This window comes from Succinivibrio dextrinosolvens DSM 3072, assembly GCF_900167015.1.
Classification (GTDB): domain Bacteria; phylum Pseudomonadota; class Gammaproteobacteria; order Enterobacterales; family Succinivibrionaceae; genus Succinivibrio; species Succinivibrio dextrinosolvens.
This window is the reverse complement of sequence record NZ_FUXX01000003.1, coordinates 1-24,274: the sequence shown is the minus strand read 5'-3', so window position 1 is coordinate 24,274 and position 24,274 is coordinate 1. Positions and strand designations below refer to the sequence as shown.

The window sequence follows — 24,274 nt, the reverse complement described above, 5'->3', positions numbered from 1 at the left end:
TTAACTAACAGAGACGACTCAAATTATGGATGAGATACAACTCTCTGCGGCCAAAAAAACAGTGATTGGAATTCAATTTCTGTTTGTTGCTTTTGGCTCGACAGTATTAGTCCCACTTCTCGTTGGACTTGATCCCGCAACGGCGCTGTTTACAGCTGGAATAGGTACTTTACTCTTTCACTTGGTGACTGGTGGTAAAGTACCTATTTTTTTGGGCTCTAGTTTTGCATTTATTGCTCCTATCATTGCTGCCACAAAGGAGTGGGGCATGCCAGGAACTATTGCCGGTATATCAGCTGTAGCCTGTGTTTACTTTGGCATTTCATTTTTAATCAAGTGGCAGGGTAAACGTGTTCTGACCCGTATTTTCCCTCCTGTTGTAATTGGCCCTATCATTATCCTTATTGGTTTATCCCTAAGTGGTGCCGGTGTGGATATGGCTAAGACCAACTGGACTCTGGCAATTATTTCACTTGCCACTGCAATCGTGGTTTTAACCTACTGCCGCGGTATGCTTCAGTTATTCCCTGTAATCTGCGGAATCATTGTTGGCTATGCATGTGCTGTCTATATGGGAGTTGTTGATTTTACTGCTGTAAAAGAGGCTCCTTGGTTTGCGCTTCCTGGCAGTATCTCTAATTTCCATCTGCCTGAGTTTGCCTGGGAACCATTTGTCTTTATGATTCCTGTAGCTATCGCTCCTGTTATCGAGCATATCGGTGACGTATATGTAATCAGTGCTGTGGCTAAAAAGGATTTTATTGCTGATCCAGGTCTGCACCGTACCATGTTCGGTGACGGTCTTGCCTGTCTGGTTGCTTCATTCTTAGGCGGCCCTCCAGTTACCACCTACTCAGAGGTTACCGGTGCAATTCAGATTACAAGAGTAAGTCATCCTCAGGTTATCCGTATTGCAGCTGTTACCGCTCTGGTATTCTCAGTATTCGGCAAGCTCTCAGCTGTGCTGCAGAGTATCCCACCTGCAGTTTTAGGCGGAATCATGCTGCTTCTGTTCGGAAGCATCGCATCTGTTGGTATTCAGAGCATGGTTCAGAAGAGTGTTGATATGAACAAGACTCGTAATCTTATTATTGTCAGTGTTACCTTAACCATGGGTATCGGTGGCGCAGCTTTAGGTTACGGTTCATTTATGTTCACCGGAATCGGTTTATCATCAATTGTTGCCGTAGTTCTGAATCTTGTGCTGCCAAGAGGCAGAAACTAGGATTGAATTCAGAAAACGAAGAAGGGAGCCCTGAGGCTCCCTTTTTATTAGTGCTTAAATTTTGAAACTAGAAATTATCTGTGTGAACTTCAAAGTAGCTCTGTGGATGATTACATACAGGGCATAGCTCTGGAGCCTTGGTGCCAACCACAATATGACCGCAGTTACGGCATTCCCATACAGTAACACCTGATTTCTCGAATACTTCTTTTGCCTTTACGTTCTGTAAAAGCTTGCGGTATCTTTCCTCGTGACGCTTTTCAATTGCAGCAACACCGCGGAATTTTGCAGCAAGCTCAGGGAAGCCTTCTGACTCTGCATCCTTTGCCATCTGATCGTACATATCGGTCCACTCGTAGTTTTCACCTTCTGCAGCTGCAAGCAGGTTTTCCTCGGTTGAACCGATACCGCCTAACTCTTTGAACCACATCTTAGCGTGTTCTTTCTCGTTGTCAGCAGTCTTTAGGAATAACTCTGCAATCTGCTCGTATCCTGCCTTCTTGGCAACAGATGCAAAATAGGTATACTTGTTGCGAGCCTGTGATTCACCTGCAAAAGCATCCTGAAGGTTCTTTTCTGTCTTTGTTCCAGCGTATTTATTGCCTTTTTTAGTGTTATCCTTCTGCTCTACAAAAACATTTTTAGCGTGGCAGATTGGGCACTCTTCTGGAGCCTCTGGACCATCGTGTACATAGCCGCATTTTGTGCAAACAAATGACATAGTATTCTCCTTAGTCGAAAATGAATAAGTTAAGCATGTGTGTGGAGTTATTTATATATCTGTATTTACACTCCGTTTCTATAAATACAGAGCTGAATTCTTATGCGTCAGTCTTATTTTTGCAAAGTTCGCATACGCCTTCTAAAAAGACATTGCACTTTTCTATTTCGTTATTTGTCTGATTTGCAAATATAGACATAACTTTATTGTAGTCTTCAATGAAAATATCGCTAACCTGTTTACACTTTTTACAGTAGAAATGTGCATGAGGTTGAGGATTTGGATCAAAGTGTGTGATTCCGTCTCCAACTTCAATCGCCTGGATTTCTCCGATCTCGTTTAAGAACATCAGATTACGGTAAACTGTACCCAAAGACATCTTTGGATATTCTTCTTTAATTTCGTTATATAGCTTTTCTGCGGTAGGATGATCAATTCGTCCGCAAAGATATTCTCTTATCACGTTACGCTGTTTACTGTTTCTTCGCTGTAGCATAAATGGTGAATCCTATCTGTATTATTTTCATCTTTTGTCTTTACTTAGTATAAAGACATATTTTTGTTAATAAAGTAAATAAACGTAATTTTGTTAAGTTGGTATTGTTAAAAATAATAAACATAACTGTTCTTTTTAATGCAAAAATTTGTTTATATACAATATGTTTATTATTGAGACTATCTTAATAGTAGTAATTTCTATTAAGAAAATCAAGAAGATTTTTTATCATTTTTTCTAATGTGATAAACCATAAATAAATAAGAAAAAATGATAAATAATAGTGCAGAGGCAAGCCCGAAAACCTGCCTTGGTCCAAATATCGTCACAACAGCTGTACTGATAACAGGACCTAGGATGTTTCCACATTGAGATGCACTGTATAGAACAGAGAATGCCTTGGTCTGACTAGTGTGACTGATGTGTTTTGCAGTAATGGAATTTGCTGCCGGAATGGTGGCACAGATACATAAACCGAAAACAAACTGCATCATACTGAACATCAGAATGCTGCTCATGTGATACTGAAGCAGATAGGCGATGGAAGCTCCCAGAGAGCTTAACATCAGGACCTTTAAAAATCCTTTCTCAGAGCCAAACTTTGACCATAAAGGAGATGCCAGAACTCCGGCTATTCCGCTTAGAGAGAAGATTAAGCCTGATAGAGCCAGCGGTTCTTCAAAGGTGGTCATACTTTCTACATAATCTGCAAGAATAGGAACAACCATCATGATTACCGCTGAATTGATCACAATACAGCTGCATAGTGAAACTATAATCGGATCCTTTAATATGCCAAAGATTGGAATAATCTCACTGTCCTCACTATGCTGAATATGCTTTGGAGGCTCACTTAATAACACTATATTGATGACACAGATCAAAGCCACCAGTATAAAAATGCACAGATAGCTGTCTCTTACACCCATAAATTCAGCCATGATACCGCCAAAGGCTGGACCAATAATGGTTCCTAAAAGATTGATACTCTGTACATAGCCGATTCTTATCTGTGTCTTTTTATGATCTGAGGTTAAAGAGCTTGTAAAAGCCATAATTGCGGGCATCATACCACAGGCAAAGCCCTGCACGGCTCGAGCAAGACACAGCATTAGAGGTGTGGTTGCAAGATATGCGCACAGGTAGGATAGAAAAAGAATGAATGATACTCTAATCAGCATCTTTTTCTTTCCGAATTTATCAGCAAAATGTCCCCAGACAGGAGAAATAAAGATATTGACCACAAAGGTTACTGAATAGCACAGAGTAGTATATAAAGCCAGATCAGAGCTTACACAGTTTAAATCCTGCTTGAGATATACAGGTAGAAATGGCAGAACAAAGGTATTTGAGCTGCTTATTATAAATACATTCAGATAAAGCAGAATTAAGGTAAAAACTGAACTTTGCATGGTTATAAGCCCTAATCCTGTTTTGCCGTAATATCAGTAACCTTGACCTGATTGGCTGCCTTTTTGAAGGATTCAGGAGCAAAAAACAGTATATATAATCCCATGCACAGCATAAGAATTCCTGAAAATACATAGACATAGCTGTATGAGGTTAAAGTTACGATAATACTGCCTATAATTGGGCCTAAAGCGCCTCCCAGCATCTGAGCAGATGCCATAAGACCAAAGCCGATACCTCTTGATGAGGCTGGGGTAATCAGTACTAATATTGAGTTTGCTGATGGGAATATACCTGAGAAGCCAAGACCACAGATAAACTGAATTGCACCGAAGATAATAAGATTATCGGGTATACCCTGCATAGTCAGCATGAAACCTGCGAAAAGAAAGGCAACTGTTATGGTTTTTGCAAAGCCTTTTTTCTGTCCGGTTTTTCCCCAGAATGGAGATGCTATTGCACCAGCCAGACCTCCAGATGAGAGGATCAGACCTGATAGCAGGACTGCGTTTTCTGCATTTTCTGCCATACTCTGTACGTACAGAGCCATGATTGGCTGAATCTCCATAATGGCAAAATTAGTAAGACAGACACATAAAAGCAGAATGATGATGTTGATGTTCTTTAGACAGTCCATGGCTGAAACTGTCTTTCTGTCGGTTTTCTTAATCTCTTTGTCTGCAGGTGGCTCTTTTAGAATAAAGATACTTAGAAGGCATATGGCTAAGAGGGCAGTTGAACCGATAAAAAAGGAATTTCTCATGCCAAAGGAAGTGGCAAGAATTCCTCCGAACAGAGGTCCTAAAATACCGCCGCAGATGTTTGCACTCTGCATAAGACCCATGCTTAAACCAAGCTTATTCTTTGGAGTGTAGGCAGAGATCATTACAAGACATGCCGGCCATAATCCTGCTGCAATACCCTGAAAGGCTCTTACTAAAAACAGTTCAAATGGATTGGTAACGATACCGCCGAGAAAATAGGTAATGGATAAAAGAATACTTGATCTGATAATCATAGGTTTTTTGCCCATCTTATCAGACAGCTTTCCCCAGATTGGAGACATGAACGCACTTACGGCAAACGTAATGGAGAAGGTAAAGCCAGACCACATGGCGATTTCATCGCTGGTGGCATTAAGCTCATTCTGCATATACAGAGGAAGAAACGGTATCAGCATGGTATAACTTGAGCTCATCATTAAAGCAAAAGTTACCATCAGAGCTAATACAACTTTCCAGTTCATGTTTTATCCTAATTTATTATTATTTTAAATCTTGTGTGGGAAGAATACTTTTAATCTTTCTTTTGCGGTATCAGGGAAGATATAGCTTCCAATAATACTGAATACAAGTCCGCAGGCTGTTCCAATTACAATATTATGGAATGACATGAATTTAAAGCCGGTTGCCATACACATTGTATAAATTCCCAGACCGAATATGATTCCAAGCAGAGCTCCGCCGGCATTCATTTTCTTCCAGAATAGTCCAAGAACCAGAGGCCAGAGGAATGCAGATTCAAGTCCGCCGAAGGCAAACAGGTTAACCCACACTACAATATCCTGTGGATACATTGCTAATAGGATAGCAATAAAACCGATGAATGAAGTAATAAAAATTGTCACAAACTTATTGTTTGCACTAATTTTATCCTTCTTGTCCTCTTTTTTATCATTAAGCTGAGAGTAGATGTCAGAAACTACTGCTGATGATGCTGAAATCAGAAGTGAGCTTACTGTACTCATGGTTGCAGCTAGCGGTCCGATAATGGTTATTCCAGCCAGAATCGGATGCATATGAGTAGCTATCAGAACAGGAATAACCGCATCAGTACCATTTTCAGGCAGCTGCTGAATAACACCTCGTGACAGTACTCCTAACAAGGTCATACCGATCATAAGTGCACCGCAGACAACTGTTGCAACAAACATTGCCATGTGCAGATCACCGGTAGTTTTATAGGATAAGGCTCTTACAGCTGACTGAGGCAGGGCAACTGTGTAGAATCCAACCAAAAGCCATGCGGAGAACAGCAGTGAATATGGAAGAGCTCCGTTAGCTGTAACCTTAAGATTTGCTGAGATCCCATCTTCGCCGACGTTGGTATTTCTTATAACCTCCATGATGTTGGCAAGTCCGCCGCCATCCTTGATGATTACATATCCAAGAGTAATCATACCGGTTATCATCAGGAATGCACACAGTGTATCCGTAAGAACAACAGCCTTGAATCCGGATGAGGTGTAGATTACGGTTACTGAGGCAAAGATCAGAAGACCCAGCTTATAATCAAGACCTGTAATAGCTGTGAAAATCTGGGCACCGCCGATAAACTGTCCTACAACCATGGCAGTGAAGAAAATCAGTAATACGATGGACAGGAGCAGTGTTAATGATTTGTTTGCATAACGGTAGTGAATCACATCAATAATAGTGTATGCTTCAATCTTTCTGCCGATGCATGCAAGTCTTTTTCCAATCAGACCTAAAAGCAGAAAGCCTGTAATAATCTGAGGTGCTGCAAATACAACCCAGCCAAAACCAAGATTCCAGGCAACACCAGGACCAGAGATGAAAGAGCTTACAGAACCATAGGTTGCAACCAGTGTCATTGCCAGAACAATACCGCCTAGTGAACGGTTGGCAACAAAATACTCTTTTTTGAAATTTTCAGCCTTATTCAGATCTTTTTTGGCGTAGACGCCAATCATAATCATCAGAGCTAGAAAAACGAGAACTGGAACTAGTGTCATTTATTTATCTTCCAAATCAAAGTCTTTCATAAAGTATTTAATCAGTACAGCTACTCCTACAACAGAAAGCAGGTAGCCCCCGATGCAGGAGATTACAAACCATAAAGGCATCTGCCATAGTGTTGCCTGACAGTTCTGCAGTAAAAAAATAGCTCCCCAGAAAAATACGAATATCACCAGAGAAAGGATCAGCGTATATAGTGCTTCCTTATCCATCTGAACAAATTTCTTTGCATAATGATTGTGTTTACTGTTCATAGTCAAACTCGATTTCAAACAAAAAAATTGTGAATAATCCTTAGTCTGTGCGTTACCTGACTTTTACTGAAAGTTTAGGTGATTTTAAATGAAAAAAGCAGCTAATTTGTTTAGTTAGCTGCTTTCTACAATAAATACTGTTTTATTTAAGCAGTTTTTTTACAAAATCCTTTAATGAAGGTGCTAAATCAGGATTTCTCATAGCATATTCAATAAAGGTTTCAACATAACCCAGCTTATTACCGCAGTCATGTGATTTACCGACGATATTATAAGCCTCGATATCCATCATCTGCATCAGAATTTCGATGGTATCTGTCAGCTGGAACTCTCCACCTGCACCAATAGGTGTCTTCTTGAACAGTGACCAGATTTCTGCTGGCAGTACATAACGACCTACAACAGCTAGATCAGAAGGAGCCTCTTCAAGCTTTGGTTTTTCAACCATATCCTTGATCTTGCAGGATTCACCTGGCTTTAATACCTTGCCCTCAATGTTTACAATACCGTAGCTTGAAACACTCTCGTGAGGAACCTTCTCAACCATAATCTGAGGTGCACCGGTTGATTCAAATTTTCTAACCATGGCAGACAGGTTGTCTTTCTTAAGATCAGATGCCATGTCATCAATGATTACATCTGGAAGAATAACTGCAAAAGGATTCTTTCCTACGATAGGGAAGGCACATGAGATTGCGTGAGCCAAGCCCTTTGATTCACCCTGACGTACATTCAGAATTGAAACATCATTTGGAATAATGTTCTGAATCTCTGCTAAAAGCTGTCTTTTAACACGCTTTTCCAATGTTGCTTCCAACTCGAAAGAGGTATCGAAATGGTTTTCAATGGCATTCTTTGAAGCATGAGTTACCAGAACGATGTTTTTAATGTTTGCCTCAATTGCCTCGTTTACAACATACTGAATAAGAGGCTTGTCAACCAGAGGAATCATCTCCTTTGGAATGGCCTTGGTTGCAGGTAATAAACGGGTACCCAGTCCTGCGACAGGGATAACAGCATATTTAATGTTTCCGTAATTCTGATCTGGCATTTTTATACTCCAAATATTCTATTTTTCAATGTTTTTAATTATGTCTGGGTATTTTTTTAACAGCACAAAACCGCAGATTAACGCAAAAATACCATTTAAAATTGCGTTACCGAAGGTTTTGTAATCAACCCAAATTTCTTCTGCCTCTACCTCGGTTACACCGATAAGTGCAGGTAGATAGAATGCGATAACGATATTTAAAAGACCTGCTGCTACAAAGAAAACCATCCACCATACACTTAGTGTGTTATAGGCTTCCTGTGGCAGTGGCAGCTCCTTCTCAAACAGGAAGGCAAATGGATTTTTCTTCAGGATAAACTGGAACACAAAAATAGTAGCGGCGAACAGAAAGTTCACTACTGTAACCTTCCACTTGATAATTGATGGATCATTCAAGAGAACTGTTGGCAGACCGAACAGCAGAACAGCTGCAACTAAAAAAATCTGCATTCTTGAAAGCTGTTTGGTCATTGCATATTCAACTGCTGTCGCAATAACGCAGGCTACAACAATTACAGCTGTAGATAAAATCAGATTAGATGTCATTTTGTAGGTTATAAACCATAAAATGACAGGTAGAAACTGTAATACTTTTAACATGTTATTCCCAATTTATGTTGTGATTTCCGTTTCTTACTGAACGGTATTCTGTAACTCGGAGCTTTGTGGGGGTTCATCCTCATTCTGAGGAGCTCCGGTTTCATTTTGTGTAGGAACTATTTTATCATCAGTGGAGGCTGTTTTGTTATTCTGTTTCTGACTAAGTTCCTGTTCAAGCTGTTCTTTTGTCAGTAAATCATTTACCTTTAGTACTGGAGGCTCCATTCTTGAGTAGAAGATACCCTTGTTGTCTGCCTTGATGATTTTAATCTGCTCATCTAAAAATCTGATTTCATCTCCAAGGCTCAGATCGTAGCTTAAAGTTGGTTTTGAAATTGAGGTGCAGTCATTTACAGCAAACTTTAATGTATTACCGTCGCGTCCGAAGTAAACCAGCGATGGGGCACACAGCCCTTCAGTTGTATGGCTTTTCTTGGTTACAACATAGCTTATGGCATCATCGACTGCACATGAATTTACCTTCAGAGCCGACTTTACGCACAGTGTCTTTGGTGTCTTTTTTCTTATGACAAGATAATCAATCGGATCACAGACAGGGCAGCTTTTAACTTTCTGACCAGCTCCGTTGTCAGTTGAAAATAGAACCTCTTCCTCATCGAGCTGAAGTGCTCTGTATTCTCCCTGAGGGATGGTAATTGCGTTTGATACTGTATCAAATGGAATTATCAGGTAATGATTGGTGCAGGTTTCATCAGCAATTTTCAGAGATGAGCCTACCGCAGCAAATGCGGTTTCATTTGTTTTAGGTCTGTAGGAAAGATTGCATACGCTTATCTCTGATGCGTCTGCAACTTCCCAGCAGGATAATGCTAACGGTATAAGTAATAAAGACACTATTTTCATATGACTGTAGTATACCAAACTTACCTGTAACAAAAATGAAACGCAGATTAAAGAAAATCAATAATTTTTTGATTCTTAGAGAAAAATCAAGAAAACCACGGTATTGCTCCGTGGTTTTGGGGATTATTCGTTGAAAACACCAAAGTGTTCCATTGAGAATGCGACTCTCTCCTTGATTGAGAGTCGATGTTTTTTGGTAATTGCCTCTATCAGACGCAGTCTTGGCAGAAGTCCAGCGTTGTTACAGATCTGAATTGCAAGACCTGGACGGGCATTAAGCTCAAGAAGCATTGGACCTCTGTCTCTATCAAGAACGATATCTGTTCCGATATATCCAAGTCCAGACATGTCATAGCAGGATGAGGCCAGCTCTAAAACCTGATGCCAGTGAGGCACCTTAAGCTGACTTAAATCCTTGTCGGTATCAGGATGAATAGAGACCGGTTCATTGAACTGTACAGCACGAACTGCACGTCCTGTTCTCAGACAGATACCAACACCTACGGCACCCTGATGCAGATTTGCCTTTCCATCTGATGCAGCAGTTGAAAGTCTCATCATACTCATGATAGGGAAGCCCTGGAACACAATCACACGTGTATCAGGAACACCATCATAGCTGTAGCCTGAAAAAACATTATCAAAGTGAATCAGATCCTCAATTAAGGCGATATCCTGTTTTCCTCCTAATGAGAATAGACCAGCCAGAATATTGGTGATATGTCTTTTCAGCTCATGAGTAGGAATTTCCTGACCTGAAGCCTTAATAAAGTTTCCTGAGGTCTTTGATCTGTCCTTGATAACCAGAATTCCCTTACCGCCTGAACCGTGAGCAGGCTTGATACAGAACTCTGTATGCTCACCGATAATATTGAAGATATCCTCAACCTGATGCTGGTTCTCAACTGAACCAATCAGTACAGGTGTATTTACATGGTTTTCAAGTGCAATCTTTTTGGTTAAAAGCTTGTTATCAACCAGAGGAAACAGGGAACGCTTGTTGTATCTGCCAATGTAATTGACATTACGCTGGTTCATTCCCATGATACCGTCGTCTCTCATTTCAAATGGAGACGCATAACGGTTTTTAAAATCTTTTAACTTTTTAAGAAGATCCATTATTCATGATCCTTCTTTGTTTCTTCCTCTTCAACCATGTGCTGAGCCTGTTTCTTCCAGGTTCTGTAGGTGTTATGAGGATCAGCCTTAATCTCTTTTAATTCTTCTTTTAATCTTACAGCCTCAAGCTCGGTCTCATCACCGTTTCTATAGTTCTTGATCTGTACAGCAAGAGGCTTGAATCTCTTCATTTCAGACAGTCTGAAGCCGGTATAGTTACCCATAATAAGAACTAAAGCCAGAAGAATCAGCTGCAGACCTAAGAAGTTGAAGCTTAGGTGCTGGATGAAGAAGCTGCTCATTGTCAGGTATGCACATACTGCAACAAACAGTGAGCCGCCACCCTGCTTGATAACTTCCTTATAGCCTTCCTCTTCCCACAGAATACTCATTCTCTCAATTGTCCATGACAGAATAATCATAGGGAAGAATGTAATCTTAACACCCTCGGTAAGACCGATCTTGTAGGTAAAGAATGATATAAATCCAATCAGCGCAATAACTGTGATAATAACAGCCGAAATTCTGGCTACAAGCAGCAGATTAAGATGCGACAGCCAGGAGCGCACAATCAGACCTACGCCTACAATTGATACGAAGCCAATCAGACCAATCCATAATGAAGTCTGAAGGAATGACATTGCAATCAGAACAGGCATGAAGGTACCAGAGGTCTTGATACCAACGATAACACGAAGGAATACAACGATAACCACACCGATAGGAAGCAGTAGCAGAGTCTTGAACAGAGACTGCTCTTCAACAGGAAGTGCCTGAAGAGAGAATGGAATCAGCTCTTCACCTGCAACCATATCGATATTTGCCTTTCTGTTACCTGCTTCAATAGCACTTACAGAGTTGCTGATAGTTGTGAAGCTTACAGATGCATGCTTACCGCCTGCAACATCAAGAAGAGAAGTACCGTTATCTGTCCAGATAATCTGGTTTTTCTTCAGACCGCTGTGACCGTTATTTGGATCAAAAATCTTGTATTCTGTCTTGTCAAAAACTGCTACATAATTGTGTAGTCTCTGATTTCTTCTTCCATCTTTAAGATCAAGCACACCCACGGTTCTTGCGTGAACATGACCTAGATTCAGAATGTGAACCAGAAGCTCAGGCTTTGAGTATTTTGATAAAAGCAGAGAAGTGATTTCATTATCAAGTGAAAGCTCGTGAATAATCTGATTTGCAAATGAGTATGGATTTGAACTTCTTGAACTTGCGGTTGAGGCAATCTCTCTCATTGCTGTTGCATATGGTTCAGATTCAACGTTCTCAATTAAAGCTGGAACAATCATTGAGCTTTCCTGTGATTTCTCATCAACAAGAATATCAGCTGTATAGTAAAGGATCTGTAATCCCTGAGGATTTCTCTTGGTCCATTCTACAAAGGTGGTTCCGTCTTTTTTTACATAGTTAACACCGTAACCAAGAGAAGCGGTGTTCTGCTGTAGCTGTGTGAATCCTGGCTGAACTGCTGGCAGTGAAAGCTTAACCTCACTGGCCTCGCCAATGTTTGGCTCAAATTCAACCTTAGCCTCTACAGTCCAGATTTCTCTGGCCAGATTAGGAACGAATGGAACATTGAAGGTGATTCTCTGATAGGCAATCAGCAAAATACCTGCAAGAAAAAGAATTGCTGTAACAAAATAAAATATTCCGCGGGAAACCATTTTTTATCCTTGATAATCAGTATATTATGAACGACTCTTTTTAGAATTCTTAGATAGCTCTAAAGCTGCCTTTTCTTTCTCAGTCAGTTCTTTTTTCTTCTCATCTTTTTTCTTTTCGTCATTAGTCTTCTTTACAGGATCTTTCTTAATGGTAGGCTTGCTTCCATTTTCTGTTTCAATCTTATCTCTGACAGATGGTAAAGCCTTATCAGGATTGGTTCCAAGACTCTGTGCCTTGTCTGCTGACAGGGTAGCAATCTGACCGCCTGCATTTTCTTTCTGCATCTCGTCATATTTCTGATTTACATCGATACCTTTCTTTTTGTTATCTACGTAATCATCAATAGAGATAATCAGCAGTCCATCCTTGTCTGCACGTTTCTGAACATTGTTTCTTGATACATCAACTACAGCAATGTCTGTCAGAAGGTTTCTGCCGATCAGCAGGGCAAACTGCATCTGAGTTCTGTCAATCAGGTTGAACTCAGCTTCGGTTGAATAGTCGCCGATTTTGATATTCAGTTTAACAACTGAACGGTAGCTGTAACCGTCAATTGAAGACTGTCTTAATCTGGTCTGTTTTACATATGGTGCTTCAACATTGATAGTACGGTCATTGTGAACAATATTAAAACGAAGCCACTTCTTTCCGTTTCGTTCAAATTCAACAACATCTGAGGCGCTGATGGAAGACTGGGATGCACCGGTATCGATACGGGCATCGATGGTTGCGTTTGCTTCCTTTACATAAACATATTCTTTCTGACCTAAAATCATCTTTCCGTCAGGAGTCTGCAGATTATAGTTGCGCAGAGGTTTAATCATCTTTCCTCCAAGGCTTTCGCGTTCTGCAAGAATAGCATCGTATACATACTGATTCTGTCTCTGTACTGATTTTAGTTCTTCTAAAACCTGTCTGTGCAGCTTTAAATTAGCATTCTCAATTTCAGATTTGAGTCCGCTTAAAGTAGCTCTCTGAGAATTTAACTCCCCATTGATGCTGTCAATGGTTCCATTAAGTTTGGTGAATTTATCATTTAAATCTTCATCTGAAGATGTTGCCAAAGCAGACTGGCAAACAAAAAAAACGGCAGTGGCTAGTAATTTTGCATTAAGACGCATTTTTATTGTCCATACTATTATGTGGAAATTTCCAACCGTGAAATATAGCACAAATCACAGATGGCGATTAAGCATTGGCCAAAATTATTTAAAATAATTTAGTTGATTTTTTCTATTTTTTTGCTTGTTTGATTGTTTGGGATTCTCATTGTAATTTTGTTGACTTAGATCTCGATTAGCTGTAAATGATAATAATAATTATTACTAATAATTGAAAACTGTTTTTCTTTTAATTAATATATAGATAGGTTATTTCCAAAATGTTGTGAACTTTATCTCTATATTAATAAGGTGTCTTTATGAGAAATCAGATGAACATAAGTCGTTTAAGACCAGATCACTCAGGATGTGTCGGTACAGGAGTTCCTTTCCAGAGAATAAGACGAGTAACAGGTTATCTTGTCGGTACTCTGGACCGATTCAATGACGGTAAAAGAGCAGAGGAGTCTCAGAGAGTAAAGCATCTGCACCTATCCTAAGTATCCTGCTCTAATATAGGACCTTGTTTTTTCCTATTGAAATTGTGATCTTTGCTCATATAATAGGGAAAAATTTTCTTGTTTATTAAGGTCCTAGTATTATGAAAAAATTATCTCTCCTATTTTTAGGTGTTGCTCTTTCCTTAAATGCATCTGCTGCATGGCAGATTACTCCATACGGCTATTTCTCATCTAAGGCTGATGTAAAAGGCTCTTCAAACAAGGCTTCATATTCTGTTTACGGTTTTGATGCCAAGAATGAACATTTCGGCTTTGGTTACAAGAGAACCTCATATGACTTCGACAGAAAAGAAGGTTTTGATGATCTTAACCTGATCTATGGTTCTGTTAACTATGCAGACCAGCTTGTTGGTAACCTAGGTTATGCCGTAGGTACCTACCTGTCATTTGGTTTTGAAGATGAAATCAAGGTTTCAAAGAGCTATGATCTGGTTCCAACTGCAGCATTAACCTATGATTTTGAAAACGACTGGTCAATGATTGCTGGTGCTGGTGTTTCTTTCAACAAGGCTAACAATTTCGGATTTGGTATTATCGGTCTTAAGTACAGAGAACCATCAGATATGGGCTTATCAGCATCAATTGCATATCCAAGAACCATGGTTAACTACAGATTTACCGAGGTATTTGCTGTAGGCGCTGATGCCGGTGCTATCCGTGGCGGCCATTACTATCTTGATAACTCAAGAACCTACGCTTTTGAGAAGGGATATGAGGCTAATCTGTATGCTCTGATTACCCCAATCAGCCAGTTATCAATCAAGGCTGGTGTTGGCTACAATATCGACAGACAGATTAAGTTCTATGAGAACAGAACCTATGTTGGCAAGATGAAGTTTGAAAACGAAACCAACTTCTTTGTTAACGGTTCTCTATCATTCTAAAGTCTGATTATTTTTTTATTACGCAGTTACAGTAAAAAGCTGTAACTGCATCTTTGCTAATCCTTTCTTATAAATCCGTATACTTTTTTCAGAGTCAGTCCCTGTATAACAGTGGTGAAGAACACTATTGCATAGGTTGCTCCCATTATGTACTGGAAATGCTCTTCGCTGACCATATTCTGTGTACTCATAGCAAGAGCAATGCACAGTCCTCCTCTGAGTCCACCCCAGGTCATAAGTGTAGTAAATCCGTTTCTTGAGAAGTTGTCTGGTATTTCCTTTATAAAGAAGGTGCAGAAATAGACGCTTGCTCCTCTGCCAATAAGATTACTGAAGATAGTTGCAAGACAGATTACCAGCACGGCATTCATGTTCATGATGAGAAGTACAGATAGGCCCATGATGACATAGAGTACTGAATTTAGAAAATGATCAATGGCCTCCCAGCAGACATCAAAATTGCCAAATGATGCCTGAACATCCTCAGTCTGTTTTTCTCTCCAGCTGGAGAACATGATTCCGCAGACAACACAGGCAATAGCTCCTGAACAGTTAAAGTACTGACAGAGTATGTATGAGAGTGAAACACAGAGAAGACTTATATATATTCTCTGTTTGAAATCATCTTCCTTGCTTAGAAGATTAAAGCAGACAAAGCTTACAAGGGCACCTATGACCATGGCTCCTGCCAGCTGGTGAATAAGCACTGAAAAGACTGTGCTGTCAGGAGTTGCATTGGCAATTACAAGACCAGAGAAGCAGACAAATACCGCAACACCTACACCGTCATTAAGAAGAGATTCTGCCTCGATTAAAAAACCGGTTTTCTGTGGCAGACCGAATTTGTTAAGAATACTTGTTGCTGCAATAGGATCGGTTGGTGAGATGATACTTCCTAGCATCAGACATTCGGCAAAGGACATACCGATTGAAAAGACTCGGACAAAGGCGTAGAAAATCAGACCGTAGATTACAGCACCGAGAAATGTTGCCAGAAATGAATATATGCCGACTGATCTGGCCTGTTTTAAAAAGTCTGATATTTTCAGATGACAGGCTCCTGCAAAAAGCATAAAGCACAGAGCTCCGTCCATCAGGAATGATTCTATGTTGATTGGCTGTAATTTATCCAGAACTTTACCTATAGAGGTATCCAGAAAAAAGTTGCTCAGTCCGATAAAGACGGTTCCTAATACTGTTGCAAAAAGCATTAGAGCTATTTCATAGGAAAAATGAAAGAATTTTCTGTTAATGAAGTTAAATACTATAACCAAAAACAGCAGGGTAATTATAAGAGGAAGAAAATCAGTCATTACATGTATCCTAAATGCCTAACATACATGGTTATTATAGGTTGCGGCATATATAAGCTTGAGCGTGGATTGTGCTGTTTGAGACATTGTCTACAAAAAAGCATAATCCCTGTGCCTGTATTTTTTGAGGAAGATGAAGTGGTTGATTCAAAATACGAACAGCATCATATTTTTTCGGCACATGTTTTTTATTGATTTTTTTTGTTAAAATACACAACACTTAAAAATCAATACAGTAAAGAGTAGTATAATTTGTCCTGTTCTTGAATTTACTGATTATTGTAACAGGTCAGATACGTCGATTGTTTTGACTGCTGTTTGCGGTTTTATGTAACACATTTGTTGATGGGATCGCAGATTTAAAGGATTTCATAAATAAACTTTCACGGAATTCTTTTTATCGGGAATTTTGTGGAGAAGTTTTTTTAAATTTTATTTATTAAGGTACAGTTAATATGAGTTGGCTTGAGAATCTTTTACACAAAGCAACACCATCAATTATTGGTGGAACCAAACACGAGATCCCTGAAGGTGTTTGGACAAAATGTTCAGCTTGTGATCAGGTTTTATATAGAGCAGAGTTAGAAAGAAATCTAAATGTCTGCCCTAAGTGCGGTCATCATATGCACATCAAGGCAAGAGTTCGTCTTGATTCATTCCTGGATAAGGATGGCAGAGAGGAGCTTGCTGAGGATTTAGAGCCAAAGGATATTCTAAAATTCAAGGATCTTAAGAAGTACAAGGATAGATTCACCGCAGCTCAGAAAAAGTCTGGCGAAAAGGATGCTATTGTTGTAATCAAAGGTTCTCTAAAAGGCCTTCCTGTTGTTGCCTGTGCTTTTGAGTTTGATTTCATGGCTGGTTCCATGGGCTCAGTTGTTGGTGCAAGATTCTGTGCCGCTGTTGAGGAATGTCTACGTACCCACCGTGCTTTAATCTGCTTTGCAACCTCAGGTGGTGCACGTATGCAGGAGTCATTATTCTCACTTATGCAGATGGCTAAGACCTCTGCTGCTCTTGCTAAGCTATCAAAGGCTCATCTTCCATTTATCAGTGTTCTGACCGACCCAACCATGGGTGGTGTTAGTGCTTCACTTGCAATGCTTGGTGATGTTAATATCGCAGAGCCAAATGCTCTGATTGGTTTCGCTGGTCCTCGTGTTATTGAGCAGACTGTTAGAGAGAAACTTCCAGAGGGCTTCCAGAGAGCTGAGTTCCTGGTTGAAAAGGGTGCTATCGATATGATCGTAACCAGAGCTCGCATGAGAGATGAGGTCGCAGATCTTGTTGCACTTCTTTTAGGTTCTCAGAATCCAGACACTCCTCTGATTGAGGTAAAGACTGCAGCTAAACACCGTAAGAAAGCTCAGAAGACCCAGAATTCTGTTGACGCTCAGGTAGTTGAATCTTCAGATGTTAAGATTTAGGACATTATTCTCTGCTTAGGCAGAGAATTTTGTTGATATAGGATGACTAATAAAAATAATAGTGATAAGCCTGGCTCTCTTGATGCCTGGCTTGATTATATAGAAGGCCTAAATCCAACTAAGATGGAGCTGGGCCTTTCTCGTGTTCAGAAAGTTATTTCCAGACTTTCTTTAGATTCTCTTAAACAAGCATTAAAAATCGAAATCGCAGGAACAAACGGTAAGGGCTCAACTGCTGCTCTTGTTTCTTCTGCACTTTCTTTCAGCGGTATTTCTACCGGCCTGTATACCTCTCCTCACTTACTAAAGTTCAATGAACGAATTATGATTGACGGGACTCCTGTCAGTGATGAACTTTTATGTGAAGCTTTTTCTCTGGTATATGACAATTCTAAGGATGTTCCGTTAACCTATTTTGAGTTCACAACATTAGCCGGCTTTGTATGTTTTGACAGAGCCAAGGTTAAAGTTGCTGTTATGGAAATAGGTCTTGGCGGCCGACTTGATGCTGTTAATGCTCTTGATTCCGACATAAGTGTGATTACCTCAATTGGTCTTGATCATACTCATATCCTTGGAGATACTCTTGAGAAGATTGCTGAGGAAAAGGCCGGTATCATCAAAGATAATTCTGTTGTGGTTGTTGGCAGGATGAAGCCAGAACCTTTATATAGAATTTCTCAGATCTGCAAGGAACGCAATGCCTCTCTACATGTTGAAGGTGTTGATTTTAGCGGTGTATTTGATACAAAATTCAGATATGTGCAGAAGGGAAGTTCGATTGTTACTTCATTTGAATATCCTAAGCCACGAATTCCAGAGATTTGTGCTCCTGTTGCTCTGAAAGTTATTCATCTGCTTTTGGAAAAAGGGTATAAAATCTCAGGTAGTGCTATAGTTAAAGCCATAACAGAGGTGTCACTGCCTGGTCGTATGCAGTGTGTGCATCACAGTCCTTCGATTTATCTGGATGTTGCACATAATCCTCCTGCAGCAGAGCATTTAAGAGATGTTCTTAATAAAAAGACCAAGTTAGCTAAAAGACGTGCTGTTATTGGTATGCTAAAGGATAAGGATATAGAATCAGTTCTAAAGATCCTTAAAGACTCCTTTGATAATTTTTATGTATCTTCTCTGCCTACAGAGCGAGGAGAAAAAGCCCAAAGACTGTATAATGCTCTAATTGCAGATGGTGTTGATAAAGATTTGGTAAAATCATATTCAACAGTTGAAGAGTCTTTGAATGACTGTTTGGCTGATGCAGAAATCAATGATGAAATTTATGTAATCGGCTCATTTGTTACTGTAACCGAAGCTGTTAAGGCTTTAAAGACAACAAATATCGGGAACTAATATGACTGAGAATAACGAAACAACTAAAAAAGAAGGAAAGACTATTTCTAAAAGCCTGAGAAACAGAATTGTGGGCTTTCTGGTTTTATTATCAGTTATTCTGATTTTTATGCCATTCCTGATGAAGGATGATGTTGTTGCAAAGAAGAATACAGATGCAATTGCAATCACACCTGAAGGCGCTGTAACTGACAATAACGGTCAGCTGGTATCTGCAGGTGAGCATGACTATTCTGATCTGCTTGAGCCTATTGATGATTCTGTTTCCAAGACTCAGGTTCAGCCAAAGGCAGATTCTCCTTTTGATGCCTTAAAGACAAAGCAGTCTGATACAGCAAGTTCTAATACTGTTGATGTTGCAGAAATTCCAGATGACAACATGTTTGCATCATCTGAGCTTGAGGTTGCAACTCCAACCAATTCATCTCAGAGTGCCACTCTTCCAAGTGTTTCTAATCAGACTGTAAAGAGTGAAACCTTAAAATCAAGCCACTCAGCAGCTGCTGCCGCTCCAAAGGCAAATACTCAGACGACTGCAGCTCCAAAGGCAGAAGCAAATGCTTTAGCTTCTGGAAACTATGCTGCTCAGGTTGGAGTGTTCTCTAAGAAGGCTGGCGCTCAGCAGGTTATCTCTCAGTTAAAGAGTGCTGGTTTTTCTCCTGTTACTCAGAATGTTAATATCAATGGAAAGCCTTTAATTAAGGTTTACGCCGGAACCTCAAAGAATAGAGCTTCAGTACAGGGTATCTGTCAGAGAGTTCAGGCAAAGACCAAGATTAAATGTATGGTTCAGACTTTATAAAACGGCTTGAAATCCTACGATACTAAATCGTAGTCATTACAGAAGGTGACCAAATGCAGATTGATGAACTAACAGCCTACCTTTCATCTTATCTTGATGTTGGAGCATTTCATGATGCTTCACTGAACGGACTGCAGATCGAAGGTTTTAAGAACTGCACTAAAATCGCAACCGCGGTTACAGCTTCTCTTGAGGCAATTGATGCAGCAATTGAAGAAGGTGCAGATACACTTCTGGTTCATCATGGTCTTCTCTGGAAGGGGCAGATGTCTCCTATCTGCGGAACCTTAAAGGAAAGATATTCCGCAATTCTGGAGTCAAATATCAATCTTCTGGCATATCACCTTCCTCTTGATGCCAACATGGAAGTTGGTAACAACAGCTATCTGTGCCATCTTCTGGATTTAAAGAATATTGATTATGTAAGCCCTGGCGACCCATCTTCAATTGCCATGAAGGGCTCTTTTTCAAAGAAACAATCAATAAGTGAAATAGCATCTTTACTTGCAGATTCTCTTCAGACTTCAGTTTCGGTCTTAGGTCACTGCGATAGAGATACTCTTATCTCAGATGTAACCGTATGTTCAGGTTCAGGCTCGTTCCTGATTGACTCAAATTATGTTCCTGGCTTTCAGGCTTTGATTACAGGTGATGTGAATGAGCAGACCTATCATATGTCCAAGGAAACAGGTACTCCTGTTTTTGTTTTAGGACATGACGCCTCAGAACAGGGCGGCATCAAACTTTTAGGCGATCATATTGCCCGCAGGTTTGATATTGAACATATTCATCTGCATTTTAATGTCGAAAACGAAGTAAGTATCTATGACTACTCAGACAAATAATTCAGAACTGTCTCCTGAAGCAATATTAGTAAGAGATGCCTTAATAAGGCACGGACTGGAATCTCCTTGGGTGGATAACGGACTGACATCTGAAGAGAAGAAGGATATCATCCGTTCTCATATGTCATCCATTATGACTACCTTAGGTCTTGATCTGTCAGATGACTCTCTTTCAGAAACTCCATCCCGTGTTGCAAGAATGTTTGTAGATGAAGTCTTTTCAGGACTTGATTACAGAAATTTTCCAAAAGTTAGTGTATTTGAAAACAAGATGCATTTTGATGAAATGGTAAAGGTATGCAATATTACCGTTACATCAACCTGCGAACATCATTTTGTTGTTATGGATGGTGTGGCTAAAGTGGCCTATATGCCATCGGATAAAATTATTGGTTTATCCAAGGTTAACCGTATAGTTCAGTTTTTTGGTCACAGACCTCAGGTGCAGGAAAGACTTACACAGCAGATAAAAGTAGCTCTACAGACTCTACTGGATACTAAAAATGTTGCTGTAACCATCACTGCTACACATTACTGTGTAAAATCCAGAGGGGTTAAGGATCAGACTTCTGAGACCACAACAACAGCCTTAGGTGGTCTTTTCAAGACCAACCCATCATCAAGACATGAGTTTTTAACTGATTAAAGAAGGTTTTTTATGAGAAATCCTGATTATAAGGTTGCTTTGATTGTTCCTGTTTATAACGAACATGAAACAGTTGAAACTTTTGTTAAAACAGTTAATGAAAAGTTAGCTGCAGAGATTGAGCATATTGAAATTGTATTTATTGATGACGGCTCATCAGATAATACTGTAGAACTTATTGAAAAACTTCAGAAAAATGACAAGAAGATCAGCTTAATCAGACTATCAAGAAATTTCGGTAAGGAAGCAGCTATGTCTGCTGCCCTTGATCTTGTTCAGTCAGATGCAATTGTTCCTATTGATGTTGATCTGCAGGATCCTCCTGAGCTGGTTCTGGAATTCATCAGAATCTGGCGTGACGAGGGAATCGATACTGTATACGGTGTAAGAGAGGACCGTTCAAGTGATACCAACACTAAGCGTGTATCATCAGAGGGCTTCTATTATGTATTCAACAAGATGTCAGGAAAGGTCAAGATCCCTTCAAATGTTGGTGATTTCAGACTGATTGATAGAAAGATTATTGATATTCTGAAGACTTTGAAGGAACGTAATCGTTTCATGAAGGCTCTTTATGCATGGCCAGGCTTCAGCTCAAAGGGGGTTGGCTATACAAGACCAGAAAGAGTTGCAGGTGAGACCAAGTGGAATTACTGGAAGCTCTGGAACTTTGCATTGGACGGTATTTTTGCCTTCTCATCACTGCCTTTAAAGGTATGGTCATATATTGGTGGCTTTATTGGACTTCTGTCTCTGATCTACATGACCTGGAATATTTTTAAGACCATGATTTTCGGTAACCCAACCGCCGGTTATACAACCTTGATCTGTGTGATCCTGTTTTTAGGTGCAGTTCAGCTGATATCAATCGGTATTCTTGGTGAATATGTGGGCAGATTATCTCAGGAAGTTAAAGGGAGACCTGTGTATGTTGCTCAGTCAATTACTGGTCCTCTTGCAAAGAAGATTCCTCAGGGAATCTCATCTACCGAGGTTGGTATTGCCTACAACTCAAATGAGAACAGTGTAAAAAAGCTTACTTCTAAAGAAGAAGTTAAAGCCTAATATAGTCTCAGCATGGTCAGTGTCTGTTAATAGAGCGGATACTGACCTTATGTATTTAAGTAGAATTAACTTTTGCGCTTTTGCGCTCTGTTCCACTTTCATAAGTGGATTTTGTTTGTAGAGAATATGGATTCTAAGAAAAGTTTTTACGAGCTTGTAAGGTTTGTTATAGTTGGTGGAGCTGCAACTCTGGTAGATCTTGCTGTTACTACTGCTCTGGTTTTTGCAACATCATTACATGAGAATATTATTACAAGTGTTGCTTTTATAACTGCATTCTGGGTTTCTTATTTTGGTCATAAGAATTTTACTTTCAAAAAAGACGGCAGTGCTGTATCTTTTTTCATTCTGGCAGTTTCAACTCTTGTAATCCGTAATATCATTGTATGGGGACTGGTACTCTGCAATATAAGAGGTTTACCAGCTCTGATTACTGCAATGGTTGCTGTAACTGCTATTACTTATTTTGTTGCTAAGTTTAAGATTTTCAAAGGCTGATTCAAGGAGTTTTTGTGCGCATTGCCTTAGGTATTGAATACGAGGGAAGTAATTACGCTGGATTTCAACGCCAGAGTACTTTAAAGACAGTACAGGGCGAGTTGGAAAGAGCTCTTTCTATTATTGCCGATGAGGAGATACAGCTTCAGTGTGCTGGCAGAACCGATGCCGGTGTAAACGCCACAGGTCAGGTTGTTCATTTTGATGTGACAAAGGAGAGACCTGACAGAGGCTGGATTATGGGTACTAACAATAATCTTCCAAATGATATTGCTGTAACCTGGGCTAAACACGTGGATGATTCTTTTCATGCCCGTTTTTCTGCCAGAGCAAGACGTTACAGATATATCATTCAGAATACTCTTTACAGACCTGGTATTCTGAATAAAGGTGTTTCTGTATATCAGGGAGATTATGATGTTGATCTGATGCAGGAAGCTGCCGACTATATTCTTGGCGAGCATGATTTCAGTTCATTCAGAGCATCCGAAGATGAGTCACGATCATCAAACCGCTGTGTTCATTTCTGCAAGGTATACAGATATGGTCAGTATATCGTTTTTGATATTGCTGCCAATGCATTTCTGATGCACATGGTAAGAAATATTGTGGGCTCTCTTTTAACTGTAGGCAATAAGACCAATTCAGTTCAGTGGTTCAGAGACATGTTTGATGCCAAGGATCGAAATCTTGCAGGCCCAACAGCTAAGCCACATGGTCTTTATCTTGTGGATGTAAGTTACCCGGCAGAATTTAATTTACCTAAAAGACAATGTATTGGTCCAATCTGGATGCCATAGCATGTTACAATACTAAAAAAATTAGGACACGTTATGTTTAATATTCCAAATATTCTTACTTTGATCAGACTAGGCCTGATTCCAGTATTCATTATGCTGTTTTATATGCCTTCTGATATGTCGAATTTCTATGCGGCAATTGTCTTTGTAATAGCAGCGCTGACTGACCTGCTTGACGGTTACCTTGCAAGAAGAATGAAGCTTACCACTAAGTTTGGAGCTTTCCTTGATCCTGTGGCAGACAAGATCATTGTGTGTACAGCTCTGGTTCTGATTGTTGAGCATTATTCTCTTTACAGGGATGTTCTGTATCCTCATTTAGGTAAGTTTATTACAATCCCTGCCATGATTATTATTGCAAGAGAAATTACTGTCTCTGCACTAAGAGAGTGGATGGCTGAGCTTGGCAAGAGAGCCAATGTGGCTGTTAGCTGGATCGGCAAGTGGAAGACTACTATTCAGCTGATTGCTATTTCCGGATTAATCTGGCGTTATAACGAGGTTATGATTTATGCCGGTGTGGTTGCACTTATCATTGCAACTGTTCTTACTATCTGGTCAATGATGATTTATCTGAAGGCTGGATGGGTATACATGAAAGAAGAAAAATAGAATTAATTTCTTTGTTTAATAGATTATTCTATTTTTATTTTACAAAAGTTTTAATAAAGTCGATTTATAAGGCTTTCTTTAGAAAAAACACTAAGTTAATTACGAAAAAATAATAAAAATTTAATAAAAAAAGGCTTTATTTTTTCAAAAAAACTCCTTATAATGCATTCCGTTTTCAACGGATGGATGGCAGAGCGGTTGAATGCAACGGTCTTGAAAACCGTCGAGGGTT

25 protein-coding genes are annotated in these 24,274 nt (G+C 39.7%); 12 read left to right on the top strand and 13 right to left on the bottom strand.

What is annotated here, in order from left to right:
- Nucleotides 1–25: 25 nt before the first annotated feature.
- The gene (locus tag B5D46_RS01460; protein WP_078927913.1) at nt 26–1,225 is read left to right on the top strand and encodes a uracil-xanthine permease family protein; all 1,200 of its coding nucleotides are present in this window, start codon (nt 26–28) and stop codon (nt 1,223–1,225) included.
- 67 nt (nt 1,226–1,292) lie between these two features.
- On the opposite strand, the gene rbr is transcribed toward B5D46_RS01460, so the two are convergent.
- From rbr to B5D46_RS01400, 12 genes are all read right to left on the bottom strand, one after another.
- Nucleotides 1,293–1,946 (bottom strand): rubrerythrin, encoded by a 654-nt coding sequence (rbr, locus tag B5D46_RS01455; protein ID WP_078927912.1) that lies wholly within the window; start codon nt 1,944–1,946, stop codon nt 1,293–1,295.
- A gap of 100 nt (nt 1,947–2,046) precedes the next feature.
- The gene (locus tag B5D46_RS01450) at nt 2,047–2,442 is read right to left on the bottom strand and encodes a Fur family transcriptional regulator (RefSeq protein ID WP_078927911.1); all 396 of its coding nucleotides are present in this window, start codon (nt 2,440–2,442) and stop codon (nt 2,047–2,049) included.
- A 212-nt stretch (nt 2,443–2,654) separates the two neighbouring features.
- The gene (locus tag B5D46_RS01445; protein WP_078927910.1) at nt 2,655–3,854 is read right to left on the bottom strand and encodes an MFS transporter; all 1,200 of its coding nucleotides are present in this window, start codon (nt 3,852–3,854) and stop codon (nt 2,655–2,657) included.
- Between the two features lie 11 nt (nt 3,855–3,865).
- A complete protein-coding gene (locus B5D46_RS01440; protein WP_078927909.1) occupies nt 3,866–5,098 on the bottom strand; it encodes an MFS transporter in 1,233 nt (410 codons plus the stop codon).
- Between the two features lie 24 nt (nt 5,099–5,122).
- Nucleotides 5,123–6,607, bottom strand: a complete 1,485-nt coding sequence (gene panF, locus B5D46_RS01435) for a sodium/pantothenate symporter (RefSeq protein ID WP_078927908.1) — start codon at nt 6,605–6,607, stop codon at nt 5,123–5,125.
- Nucleotides 6,608–6,865, bottom strand: coding sequence for a YhdT family protein (locus B5D46_RS01430; protein WP_143675578.1), 258 nt, complete (start codon nt 6,863–6,865; stop codon nt 6,608–6,610).
- A 142-nt stretch (nt 6,866–7,007) separates the two neighbouring features.
- Nucleotides 7,008–7,916, bottom strand: coding sequence for a UTP--glucose-1-phosphate uridylyltransferase GalU (gene galU / locus B5D46_RS01425; protein WP_078927906.1), 909 nt, complete (start codon nt 7,914–7,916; stop codon nt 7,008–7,010).
- A gap of 18 nt (nt 7,917–7,934) precedes the next feature.
- Complete coding sequence (locus B5D46_RS01420) at nt 7,935–8,516, bottom strand: septation protein IspZ (protein WP_031492852.1); 582 nt, start codon at nt 8,514–8,516, stop codon at nt 7,935–7,937.
- 33 nt (nt 8,517–8,549) lie between these two features.
- Nucleotides 8,550–9,371: a hypothetical protein gene (locus B5D46_RS01415; protein WP_078927905.1), complete on the bottom strand. Its 822-nt coding sequence runs from the start codon at nt 9,369–9,371 to the stop codon at nt 8,550–8,552.
- 132 nt (nt 9,372–9,503) lie between these two features.
- Nucleotides 9,504–10,499 carry an alpha-L-glutamate ligase-like protein gene (locus B5D46_RS01410; RefSeq protein ID WP_031492854.1) on the bottom strand — a complete coding sequence of 332 codons (996 nt, stop codon included), beginning with the start codon at nt 10,497–10,499 and terminating at the stop codon, nt 9,504–9,506.
- Complete coding sequence (locus B5D46_RS01405; RefSeq protein WP_078927904.1) at nt 10,499–12,175, bottom strand: inactive transglutaminase family protein; 1,677 nt, start codon at nt 12,173–12,175, stop codon at nt 10,499–10,501. Before B5D46_RS01405 ends, B5D46_RS01410 begins: the two co-directional genes overlap by 1 nt.
- 24 nt (nt 12,176–12,199) lie before the next feature.
- Nucleotides 12,200–13,297: an ATP-dependent zinc protease family protein gene (locus B5D46_RS01400; protein ID WP_078927903.1), complete on the bottom strand. Its 1,098-nt coding sequence runs from the start codon at nt 13,295–13,297 to the stop codon at nt 12,200–12,202.
- Between the two features lie 299 nt (nt 13,298–13,596).
- Here B5D46_RS01400 and nrdD point away from each other — a divergent pair, with 299 nt between their 5' ends.
- Nucleotides 13,597–13,776, top strand: a complete 180-nt coding sequence (nrdD, locus tag B5D46_RS01395) for an anaerobic ribonucleoside-triphosphate reductase (protein ID WP_078927902.1) — start codon at nt 13,597–13,599, stop codon at nt 13,774–13,776.
- A gap of 101 nt (nt 13,777–13,877) precedes the next feature.
- Nucleotides 13,878–14,681 carry a hypothetical protein gene (locus B5D46_RS01390; RefSeq protein ID WP_078927901.1) on the top strand — a complete coding sequence of 268 codons (804 nt, stop codon included), beginning with the start codon at nt 13,878–13,880 and terminating at the stop codon, nt 14,679–14,681.
- A gap of 56 nt (nt 14,682–14,737) precedes the next feature.
- Here the strand turns inward: B5D46_RS01390 and B5D46_RS01385 are convergent, their stop codons facing one another.
- Nucleotides 14,738–15,994, bottom strand: coding sequence for a cation:proton antiporter (locus B5D46_RS01385; RefSeq protein WP_078927900.1), 1,257 nt, complete (start codon nt 15,992–15,994; stop codon nt 14,738–14,740).
- A 455-nt stretch (nt 15,995–16,449) separates the two neighbouring features.
- On the opposite strand from B5D46_RS01385, the gene accD reads away from it, so the two are divergent.
- The 9 genes from accD to pgsA all read left to right on the top strand — a co-directional run bounded on the left by accD (nt 16,450) and on the right by pgsA (nt 24,042).
- Entirely contained in the window at nt 16,450–17,421 is a 972-nt protein-coding gene (gene accD, locus B5D46_RS01380) for an acetyl-CoA carboxylase, carboxyltransferase subunit beta (RefSeq protein WP_078927899.1), read from the top strand.
- A gap of 42 nt (nt 17,422–17,463) precedes the next feature.
- Nucleotides 17,464–18,774 (top strand): bifunctional folylpolyglutamate synthase/dihydrofolate synthase, encoded by a 1,311-nt coding sequence (locus tag B5D46_RS01375; RefSeq protein WP_078927898.1) that lies wholly within the window; start codon nt 17,464–17,466, stop codon nt 18,772–18,774.
- Nucleotide 18,775: 1 nt separating this feature from the next.
- Complete coding sequence (locus tag B5D46_RS01370; RefSeq protein WP_078927897.1) at nt 18,776–19,576, top strand: SPOR domain-containing protein; 801 nt, start codon at nt 18,776–18,778, stop codon at nt 19,574–19,576.
- A 53-nt stretch (nt 19,577–19,629) separates the two neighbouring features.
- Nucleotides 19,630–20,421, top strand: coding sequence for a Nif3-like dinuclear metal center hexameric protein (locus B5D46_RS01365; RefSeq protein WP_078927896.1), 792 nt, complete (start codon nt 19,630–19,632; stop codon nt 20,419–20,421).
- Entirely contained in the window at nt 20,402–21,067 is a 666-nt protein-coding gene (folE, locus tag B5D46_RS01360) for a GTP cyclohydrolase I FolE (protein WP_078927895.1), read from the top strand. Before B5D46_RS01365 ends, folE begins: the two co-directional genes overlap by 20 nt.
- 12 nt (nt 21,068–21,079) lie before the next feature.
- Nucleotides 21,080–22,132, top strand: a complete 1,053-nt coding sequence (locus B5D46_RS01355; RefSeq protein ID WP_078927894.1) for a glycosyltransferase family 2 protein — start codon at nt 21,080–21,082, stop codon at nt 22,130–22,132.
- Nucleotides 22,133–22,258: 126 nt separating this feature from the next.
- Nucleotides 22,259–22,630: a GtrA family protein gene (locus B5D46_RS01350; RefSeq protein WP_031492866.1), complete on the top strand. Its 372-nt coding sequence runs from the start codon at nt 22,259–22,261 to the stop codon at nt 22,628–22,630.
- A gap of 14 nt (nt 22,631–22,644) precedes the next feature.
- Nucleotides 22,645–23,430, top strand: coding sequence for a tRNA pseudouridine(38-40) synthase TruA (gene truA / locus B5D46_RS01345; RefSeq protein WP_078927893.1), 786 nt, complete (start codon nt 22,645–22,647; stop codon nt 23,428–23,430).
- A gap of 33 nt (nt 23,431–23,463) precedes the next feature.
- Complete coding sequence (pgsA, locus tag B5D46_RS01340; protein WP_078927892.1) at nt 23,464–24,042, top strand: CDP-diacylglycerol--glycerol-3-phosphate 3-phosphatidyltransferase; 579 nt, start codon at nt 23,464–23,466, stop codon at nt 24,040–24,042.
- The last annotated feature ends 232 nt before the right edge of the window (nt 24,043–24,274 follow it).